Origin of the sequence: Corynebacterium amycolatum SK46 (assembly GCF_000173655.1) — a bacterium.
Lineage (GTDB): Bacteria > Actinomycetota > Actinomycetes > Mycobacteriales > Mycobacteriaceae > Corynebacterium > Corynebacterium amycolatum_A.
Genome location: NZ_ABZU01000005.1, coordinates 133086 through 141067, shown reverse-complemented (window position 1 = coordinate 141067; position 7982 = coordinate 133086). Strand labels below are relative to the sequence as shown.

General features: G+C 56.5%; 7 protein-coding genes. 4 read left to right on the top strand and 3 right to left on the bottom strand.

Features of this window, described 5'->3' with window-relative positions; all coding sequences use genetic code 11:
- Positions 1 to 21 precede the first annotated feature (21 nt).
- Positions 22 to 792: an SDR family NAD(P)-dependent oxidoreductase gene (locus CORAM0001_RS11680; protein WP_005510531.1), complete on the top strand. Its 771-nt coding sequence runs from the start codon at positions 22 to 24 to the stop codon at positions 790 to 792.
- Between the two features lie 90 nt (positions 793 to 882).
- On the top strand, positions 883 to 1326 hold the full coding sequence (locus tag CORAM0001_RS05140; protein ID WP_005510526.1) for a DUF2871 domain-containing protein: 444 nt from the start codon (positions 883 to 885) through the stop codon (positions 1324 to 1326).
- 111 nt (positions 1327 to 1437) lie between these two features.
- On the opposite strand, the gene CORAM0001_RS05135 is transcribed toward CORAM0001_RS05140, so the two are convergent.
- The 3 genes from CORAM0001_RS05135 to CORAM0001_RS05125 are packed head-to-tail and all read right to left on the bottom strand — an operon-like array spanning position 1438 to position 5944.
- Positions 1438 to 4062, bottom strand: a complete 2625-nt coding sequence (locus CORAM0001_RS05135) for an ABC transporter permease (RefSeq protein WP_005510540.1) — start codon at positions 4060 to 4062, stop codon at positions 1438 to 1440.
- A gap of 21 nt (positions 4063 to 4083) precedes the next feature.
- The gene (locus CORAM0001_RS05130) at positions 4084 to 4878 is read right to left on the bottom strand and encodes an ABC transporter ATP-binding protein (RefSeq protein WP_005510551.1); all 795 of its coding nucleotides are present in this window, start codon (positions 4876 to 4878) and stop codon (positions 4084 to 4086) included.
- A gap of 37 nt (positions 4879 to 4915) precedes the next feature.
- A complete protein-coding gene (locus CORAM0001_RS05125; RefSeq protein ID WP_005510434.1) occupies positions 4916 to 5944 on the bottom strand; it encodes a pseudouridine synthase in 1029 nt (342 codons plus the stop codon).
- Positions 5945 to 6241: 297 nt separating this feature from the next.
- Here CORAM0001_RS05125 and CORAM0001_RS05120 point away from each other — a divergent pair, with 297 nt between their 5' ends.
- Together CORAM0001_RS05120 and CORAM0001_RS05115 are read left to right on the top strand one after the other, a co-directional pair.
- A complete protein-coding gene (locus CORAM0001_RS05120; RefSeq protein WP_005510554.1) occupies positions 6242 to 7141 on the top strand; it encodes a universal stress protein in 900 nt (299 codons plus the stop codon).
- Positions 7142 to 7487: 346 nt separating this feature from the next.
- Positions 7488 to 7781 carry a GlsB/YeaQ/YmgE family stress response membrane protein gene (locus CORAM0001_RS05115; protein ID WP_005510548.1) on the top strand — a complete coding sequence of 98 codons (294 nt, stop codon included), beginning with the start codon at positions 7488 to 7490 and terminating at the stop codon, positions 7779 to 7781.
- Positions 7782 to 7982 lie beyond the last annotated feature (201 nt).

The window sequence follows — 7982 nt, the reverse complement described above, 5'->3', positions numbered from 1 at the left end:
CTCAGCTGTATCTTGTAATTCATGCGAGTGGGAATTGTGACTGGAGCATCTCGAGGCATAGGCGCCGTCTTAGCCGATAGACTTGGGCAGCTACGTCCGGACCTAGATGAAATTTGGTGTATCTCTCGTAGCTACAACGATGATTCTTCCAGCGAGGATGCTGAGTGCTCTCGGAGCCAGGGTCCGCGACTTCGGTATCTTTGTCTAGACCAGTCCGATGATGATTTTGGGGATGAACTTCGGAATCATGTTGAGCGCCATCATGCGACGATAGTTTATTTAATCCTCAATGCCGCGTATGCGAATTATGGCGATGTTAATACCCAGGAATTTTCGCAGGCTGATCAAATGATACGGACGAATATCCGCGGAACGGTCGCAGCAGTTTACTCTCTAAACAATCTATTCGAAAAGAATGGTCACATCATTTTGGTTTCGTCGATCTCTGCTGTAGCACCAACTCCAGGGCTAGCAGTGTACACAGCATCGAAAGCGTTTATTCGGCATTGGGGCATCAGCCTTAGGGAGGAATTAAAACCTAATGGTGTAACCGTCACTATTTGTTACCCGGGAAAGGTTAAGACCAAGGCGCTCCGGAACGTCGTGAAGCAGGCGAAATCGGTGAAGTTGCGTCTTATGCCGGAGCAGAACCTCAATTATCTAGTGGAGCGTACGTTACGTGCAGCGGAGAGGGGGCGGGCGGAGGTAGCGCCCGGCCTATATGGCCTGGTGATAATCTTGTTCAAGGTTTTGCCGAAACGTGTGGTGGCTCGATTCGCGCGGTTAGTTTGAGGCCCTCTAGTTTCGCGGTATCAAACTTTCGTTTAACCCCCTGGGTTTAGTCCATTTAGAAGTCAGTGTTATCTGAGTAGGCTACGAAGTATGCGTAAGTTATTCACAGCCGCTTCGGTCTATCTCGGTTTTGGTCTGTTTTCTGGCGTTTTCTATCGTGAATTTACCCGTGCGATGGATTTCGGGGACAAAACGCAGCTCAATACGCTGCACACGCATTTCCTTGTCCTTGGCACGATCTTCTTCTTGGTTGCGCTGGCATTGGATGGGCAATTCAATATTTCAGCTGTCAAGGGCTTTGATCGCTGGTTCATCGTTCAGAATGTCGGCATTGTTTGGACGGTCGGCATGATGGTGGCAAATGGTATCGTCCACGTTGTTTCAGGCCCGGAGGCCTGGGGTGCGATGTACTCGGGAATTGCAGGACTCGGCCACATCATCCTGACGGTTGGCTTTGTGTGGTTCTTTATGCTTCTCAATAAGGCGCTGAAGAATCGTGAACGTGAGGTTCGCAAGGCCAACGCGGCCGTATAAATTGCCAGCGGAAATGCGTAAGCCGGTTAGCTGGTTCGGCCTAGGTGACAAGGCGAAATAAAACCCCGTGCAGAAACAATATCTGCACGGGGCGCTTTCATATAGCGGCGACTATTCGTCTGCGATAGCGGCCAGAGGTGGTGTCTTCGCGGCCTTCTGACCAGGTCCGAGAGCAGCAATAATGCCCACAAGTGCAGACCCAAGCAGCATGAGAACAATCTGCAGCCACGGGACCGCGATAGTATTCAGGCCCTCATCCTTCAGCACGGTCAGCAGTGACCAGCCGAGGAACAAGCCGAGGACAATACCTACAACCGCGCCGAAAATGGAGATTTCCACAGATTCCAGGCGAATCATCCGGCGAATCCCCGAGCGCTGCAGGCCGACGGCCCGAAGCATGCCAATCTCCTGGCGGCGCTCGACAACCGAGAGTGCAACGGTATTGATAATGCCGAGAATCGAAATGATGACCGCCAGCGCCAGCAACGCGTAGACGATTCCCAGCATGACATCGATAGAGGCATTAGCCAGACCCGCAAACTCCTTAGCAGTCATCACTTGTACCACGAGATAGTCCGCAACCGCGTCGCTAAGCTTTTGCTTCATCTCATCCATGGAAGCGCCGTCAGCAGCAATGGAATCAGAGACATCGACGTAGGTCTGGAATGGCAGGATAAGCCTGCTGTTGAAGTGCTCATGGATGGCAGCATCGGAGATAATCATGGCCTGGGCTGGATCAGCAGTATCGGCAAAGATTCCGGTGACGGGTAACTGAGCTACACCACTCTTAGCGACTACTGCGAGTTCAGTACCAATCTGCCAGCGGTTCTTCTGCGCCGTGGATTCGCTGATGACAATGCCTGCTTCTGGCTTCGCTAGGTCAAGGGATCCCCGGATGGCGTGAGTACCGTACCACTTGGCGACGTCTCCATTGAAAACACCGGCGCCACCGGTTCCCGGGCCACTTTCGAGCTGCTCGGGCATGGATTCCGCCATCGTAGCGGCTTCTGCAGGCGGGACAACCAGCAGCGCACCAAGCGACAATGTCGCAGTGTCCTCAACGCCATCGATGTCCTTCACCGCATCCTCGACACCAAGAGGCAAGGCCGAATGCGCGGTCAGAGGTGGCGAGAGCACAAAGTCCGCCGTCAGATTGGTCTCTGACCACTCATTGACCGCCTCCTTCATGGACACGCCAAACATGCCTATCACGGTCACCAATGCAAGTCCGAGTGTCAGTGCAAAGGACGTAGTTCCCGTTCTGCGCGGATTGCGGTGGGAGTTCGTTGCCGCAAGCTTGCCGACGGTCCCAAAAGGCGCACCTACGACGCGCCCCAGTCCTCCGATCAGAGGCATTGACAGAGCGGGTCCGGCAAGCCAGACGGAGGCTACGGCCATCACTGCACCGACACCAACGAAGATGGCGCGAATCTTGGTTTCCGCGTCGTTCCACTGCAATGCCCAGGCAATGATTGCGATAGCGGCGGACGCCAGCACAGCACCGGTCCAGGTCCGAGCACCAAGACCGTTGTTGGTTGTTTGATCCCCAGAGCGCATGGCCTCCACTGGTGGGACTGCTCCAGCTCGGGCGGCTGGGGCCCAGGCGGCAAGCATGGTAATTACCACGCCGACAGCGAGAGGCACGCTGACTGCCACCGGCTCAAATGTCAGTCCGTCGCCGGGCATGGCGATATTCATTGCATCGAGAAGCATGAATAGTCCCTGGCTTAACCCGAAACCCGTGAGTACACCTACTGCGGAACCGATGAGGCCGACGATGAATGCTTCCAATAGGACAGACGCAGTGAGCTGTCGTCGTGAAGCGCCGAGTGCGCGGAGGAGGGCGAATTCCTTCATGCGCTGAGTGACCAGCATGGTGAAAGTATTGGAGATGATGAAGATACCGACCAGGAGGCCGATGAGTCCGAATGAGATGAGGAAGTAGTTGACAAAGCTTAAGGCGGAGGAGATTTGTTTGGAGGCCTCGTCGGCAAGCGTGGAGCCGGCTTCCACCTTGAGATCCGGAAATGCGGCCGCAAGGTCGTGGGTGAGCTTGTCGGCGTCGGTGGAAGAATCGGCGGAGAGGGTGAACATGTCCACATGGCCGTCCTCTCCGTAGAGCTCGCGCCACTGATCCTGGGTGAAAAAGACTGCGAGATAGCCGGTTTCGTCGATGGAGGTATCGGCTATGCCGACGACCTTTACCGTTGCCCGTTCGAGGCGCGTGGCCACCTTGATTTCAGTACCGACGTCGAGGTTTCCGTACTCGGCGGTGGTGGAGTTAATGACCACCTCACCTGGTGCTTCCGGCGCGTGCCCATCGGTGACTGTGACCTTGTTACCCACTGCTTCGGCAGACGGATAGTAGGGAAGACCCATCGAGGGCGAGCCATTGGTCTGAATCGGCTTGCCGTTCGAACCTGTCGCCGTGATGCTATTGCTGGGATTGCCAATGTTGAGAGCACGCACCCCGGGGAAGTCTTCGACTTCCCGCTCGATTGCTGGGGTGAGCGCGCCCGGATTGTTGGCTGGAGCGGTCACCACCACATCGACGCCGTCATAAGCGGTACTCATCGCGCCCTTAAAGGCCTTGTCCAGCGATGATGTGAACACAAATGCGCCGGTGATGAAGGCCGTGCCCAGCACGACCGAAATAATTGTGAGCACGAGGCGCAACTTGTGCGAGGTGATATTACGACAGGCGACGCGACTCAGCGTGGAAGACGATGATGCCATGGGGAGAGATGACCTGCCTTCCTAAAGATTCTCAATATCTGCCATGCGCGCCAAAATATCGGCGGGCGTGGGGTTGCGAAGCTCGTCAACCACACGGCCATCCGCAAGGAACACAACACGGTCTGCGTAGGACGCGGCGGTGGCATCATGCGTCACAATGACAACGGTCTGACCGATGTCATTAACCGCATCGCGGAGAATCGTCAACACCTCACGAGATGAGTTTGAGTCCAAGTTGCCCGTCGGCTCATCGCCAAAGATGATCTCCGGCCGGCTGACGATGGCACGCGCACAGGCGACACGCTGCTGCTGGCCACCGGACAGTTCCGAGGGGCGGTGCGTAAGCCGTTCCTTAAGCCCGAGGCGCGTGGTGATTTCCTCGAACCACTGCTTATCCACCTTTCGGTCAGCGATATTGATAGGCAGGGTGATGTTTTCCGCCGCCGTCAACGTCGGCACCAAATTGAAGGACTGGAACACAAAGCCCAGGCGGTCACGCCGCAGCGCCGTAATCTCCTTGTCCGACAGCTTCGACAGCTCTGTCGTGCCGATGTACGCGCTTCCCGACGTCGCGGAGTCCAAGCCGGCCATGCAGTGCATCAATGTCGACTTACCCGACCCGGACGGCCCCATAATCGCGGTGAACTCACCAGCGGCGAAAGAGATATCGACATGGTCCAGTGCAGTAACAGCGGCATTGCCGACGCCGTACTTTTTAGTCAGTCCCTCGGCGTAAGCAGCTGCTTGTGGAGCAGGGTGCGAGGAAGATACATCAGCGGAAGACTTCGCTGTTGGCTTTGCATGTTGTGCAGGCATGGGAAAGGGCTCTCTTCTAACTACTTCTCATTAACGTCTAATTAATATCGGAAATATCGGGCATATCCGGCAGCGAAAGCGGATTGAACACGCTGCGACGGGAATGGAACGTTCGTTGTTCACCAGTCACGGGGTCAGCGAAACTCATTTCAACACAGACCAGGTGCAGGGGCTCCGAGGTATTCTCGGCCTCCAGCGGCAGAATCTCCGGGTAGTACTGGTCACCCAGGATGGGAAAGCCCAGCTCACTCAAGTGTAGCCGCAGCTGATGAGTGCGTCCGGTGATGGGTTTCAATTGCCACAGCGCAACGCGACCGCTGTCGGCAGCTAGGCCGTCAGCGTCCGAAGGCACGTCGACAAGCGAAATGTGCTCGATGATGGTGTGGGCGTTTGGCTCGCCCTCGAGAGTATAAGCCTGCATCTGACCAGCAATTTTGTGCTGCCGCGTGCGCAACTCCAGCGGGGTCTCGGGCAGGGCTTCGCTCGCCCCGCCAGCGATGGGTGTGGGCGACGTCAGCGCGTGATAGCGCTTAGTGACTTCCCCCGATGCGAAAAGCCCCTGGTAGGCGCCGCGAACTTCGCGTCGGGCGGTAAAGATGAGCAACCCCGACGTCAGCCTGTCGAGACGATGCGCGGGAACTAACTCTGGATTCCCCAGCTCCCGCCGCAGGCGTACCACAGCGGTTTCCGTAATGTGTCGGCCGCGCGGCATCGTTGCCAAAAACGACGGCTTGTCGACGACCACGAGGTTGTCATCTTGAAAGACAATCGGCATCGGCCCCGCGATTGTGTGCTCCGGTGCCGGGGTGCGGTAAAACCACATTTCCGCGCCGGGCTTCACCATGTCATCCGGACTGTAGGGCACTGAGTTGGCGCGAACGACGAGCCCATCCGCAAAACGCTTGGCCACAGCCGCTTCATCATCGTCCGGGTGGCGGTGGGTTTGACCTGCGATAGCGGCTGCGAGCACATCCCACGCACGGGTGGGGGCATCGCCACGACGCCCGGGAGCGGCGATGCGGGATGGGTTGAGCCCATCGCGAATGGGCAGTGGCATGCGACGCATACGGCTGACTTTAACAGGTGCCCCGGATTCATCCGGCGGGCAAGTGGAGCTGCTGTGGCAGGGCGGTGTTGGTATCGCCCCTAATGGCGTAGGTGGACAACATTCTGCCCTGTCGGTCGCAACATAATGGGGGTAGGGTGGAGGTGAAAGTAATAAAAGGGTTGGCTCGGAAGAGTTGACTAAATAGCAAAGCTTGTCCATAAAAATGGCGTCCAAGCAGGTGCGATAGGTGTAGCTGCGTTGCGGTCGGGCCGCGGAGAGCCAATTTTTATGGATCACATAATAAGGAGGCAATCAATGCCAAGGCAGAACATCATTGTGTGCGCGGTCGATGGCTCGGAGGCATCCAAGACCGCCGTCAAGTGGGCCGCTAACACCGCAGTGAAGCGCGGTGAGCCTCTCCGTCTGGTCAGCAGCTACTCCATGCCGCAGTTCCTCTACGCAGAGGGCATGGTTCCACCGCAGGAGCTTTACGACGATCTTGAGGCCGAAACCCTGGAGAAGATTAACGAGGCCAAGAAGATTGCCCTCGACTTCGCACCGTCGGTAGATGTCAGCCACCAGATTGAAGAGGGCAGCCCGATTGACATGCTGCTCGACCTGTCTGAGCAGGCAACCATGGTGGTTATGGGCTCTCGCGGTCTGGGCGGGCTCTCTGGCATGGTCATGGGTTCGGTTTCCGCCGCTGTTGTTTCCCACGCATCGTGCCCGGTTGTCGTTGTCCGCGAGGACAACCTGGTAACCGATGAGACCAAGTACGGCCCTGTCGTTGTCGGCGTCGATGGCTCCGATATTTCCGAAAAGGCAACGGAGTACGCATTCCGTGAGGCCGATGCCCGTGGTGCCGAGCTGATTGCAGTTCACACCTGGATGGACATGCAGGTACAGGCTTCCCTGGCTGGCCTTTCTGCAGCTCAGAGCCAGTGGCAGGTTGTGGAAGAGGAGCAGAAGGCTCTGCTCGGCCACCGCCTGGAGAAGTACGCTAAGAAGTACCCGGAAGTGGCCATCAAGAAGGTTGTTACCCGTGACCGCCCGGTTCGTGCTCTGGCTGATGCCTCGGAAGGCTCGCAGCTGCTGGTCGTCGGCAGCCACGGCCGCGGAGGCTTCAAGGGTATGCTGCTCGGCTCCACTTCGCGTGCACTCCTGCAGGCGGCTGCTTGCCCGATGATGGTCGTCCGCCCGGAGACTGACGCCTAAAGCGCCCTTCGAGGGGACTGAGAAAAGACGCCGGCGGCGGTCGTCGAGGCGCGTTTAGCGCCGAGAGTAGAAACCGTTACCGAATATTTATAAGTAGAACCTAGCCGGTTTCCGACAGGTGTCGGGGGCCGGCTTCGGTTTTATCCAAATGAGGCCTCTCGTCTGCATAAACCCTGTTTTCATGCAGAAAGTGCAGATTTTATAAGAGTTTTCCTGTGGTTATCCGACTGTTATCTCTCTAGTTTCCCAGTGGCCGAAATGGCCTGATAGCGCTTGCAGTGTATGCAAGAGTTTTCGGAAAGACTTATAGTTGAGTCAGAACGATTTCGGGAAAGGAATATCTATCATGAACGAGATTCTTCTTGCTGCCTCCTTTAGTCCTACTCTGGGCTTCGTTGGTTGGATTATCATCGGTGGTCTTGCCGGCTGGATTGGCTCTAAAATCATGAACACTGATGAGCAGATGGGCATCGTCCTGAATATCGTCGTTGGTATCGTCGGTGGTTTCTTGGGCGGTTGGCTGCTCACCCTGTTCGGCATTGATGTCGCGAGCGGTGGAATGTTCTTCAGCTTCCTTACATGTCTGCTCGGCGCCGTGATCCTGCTGTGGATTGTCGGCCTGGTTCAAAAGCGCAAGTAAGCCAAGAAAAACAGCGCGACTATGCACGAAGCGTCGTAACGCTGCTATCTACTGGATAGTGAGCTAGAGCGCAGGGCATCTCATCAACATTGAGATGCCCTTTTTGTTGTGCGGTTGTCGTGAAGTTGGCGTTCTGCGATTGTCGCGACATCTGTTGGGGGCAGCAATCATCGCACGCTAAAGTAGGACTAGAGGCTGAAA